This is a genomic window from Rhodococcus sp. T2V (assembly GCF_029269925.1).
In the GTDB taxonomy this organism is placed as follows: Bacteria; Actinomycetota; Actinomycetes; order Mycobacteriales; family Mycobacteriaceae; genus Rhodococcus_F; species Rhodococcus_F koreensis.
In genome coordinates this window covers 1-1,114 of sequence record NZ_JARJBD010000304.1, presented here as the reverse complement: position 1 = coordinate 1,114, position 1,114 = coordinate 1, and the positions used below count along the sequence as shown (strand labels likewise).

Below are 1,114 nucleotides of genomic sequence, written 5' to 3'. Positions count from 1 at the left end.
GTGCGTCCTTCCGGGCCGGCCGCCGTCTATAGGTGTGCCGACATCCCGGCACCTGACATCGAGGACGAGGACACGACATGAGCACCATTCCCACCGATCCAGACATCGACCGCGCGCTCAAGGCCAAGCACCGGGCGTTGTGGGCCTCCGGCGACTACCCGACCGTCGCCGCCGAGCTGATCCCGACCCTCGGCGAGATGCTCGTGGAGGCAGCCGATATCCGCGCCGGCCAGCGGGTGCTCGACGTCGCCGCCGGAAGCGGCAACGCCGCGATCCCGGCCGCCGCGCGCGGCGCCACCGTCGTCGCGTCGGACCTGACGCCGGAACTGTTCGACGCCGGGCGAGCGATCGCCGCCGAGCGCGGCGTCGAGCTGGACTGGGTCGAGGCCGACGCCGAGGCGCTGTCGTTCGACGACGACAGCTTCGACGCGGTCATCTCGGTCGTCGGGGCCATGTTCGCGCCGCACCATCAGCAGACCGCCGACGAGATGCTGCGCGTCTGCCGGCCCGGCGGCACCATCGCGATGATCAACTGGACACCGCAGGGCCTGATCGGCAACCTGTTCAAGACCATGGCACCCTACGCACCGCCCCCGCCGCCCGGTGCGACCCCGCCGCCGCTCTGGGGCGACGAGCAACACGTCCGCGACCTGTTCGGCGACCGGGTGACCGCACTCGACACCCACCGCCAGTCGCTCGTGATCGACCGCTTCGCAGACCCGACCGAGTTCCGGGAGTTCTGGAAACGCAACTACGGCCCGACGATCGCCGTGTACCGCCACAACGCCGCGGACCCGGACCGGATCGCGAACCTCGACCGGGACTTCCTGCAATTCCTCACCGCGTGGAATCGGGCCGATGCGCCCGGTCGGACGCACTACGACGCCGAGTACCTGCTCGTCACCGCACGCAAGCGGTAGCCCGCATCGGCCCTCGGTCACCGGCCGCGCATCGCCTGTTGGGTTGCCTCCTGATTCGACACCTGTCAATATCGACGTATGTCGAATCAAAGTTCGGAGAGCGGTGCCTGTTGCTCACCCCTGGCACGCGAACCGCTGACCGAGGACTGGGCCGGCGATCTGGCGCGGATGTTCAAGGCGCTCGGTGACCCGGT

Annotated in this window: 1 protein-coding gene and 1 pseudogene; both read left to right on the top strand. The window is 69.4% G+C overall.

The genetic code is table 11. The features are described from left to right. Nucleotides 1-77 precede the first annotated feature (77 nt). On the top strand, nucleotides 78-920 hold the full coding sequence (locus tag P3H15_RS54045; protein WP_276144830.1) for a class I SAM-dependent methyltransferase: 843 nt from the start codon (nucleotides 78-80) through the stop codon (nucleotides 918-920). 78 nt (nucleotides 921-998) lie between these two features. Continuing rightward, nucleotides 999-1,114 (top strand): annotated as a pseudogene (locus tag P3H15_RS54040) (transcriptional regulator); the annotation flags it as partial.

Excerpts from the sequence above, each read along its gene's own strand:
- P3H15_RS54045 (WP_276144830.1), top strand. The coding sequence starts at position 78 with ATGAGCACCATTCCCACCGATCCAGACATCGACCGCGCGCTCAAGGCC.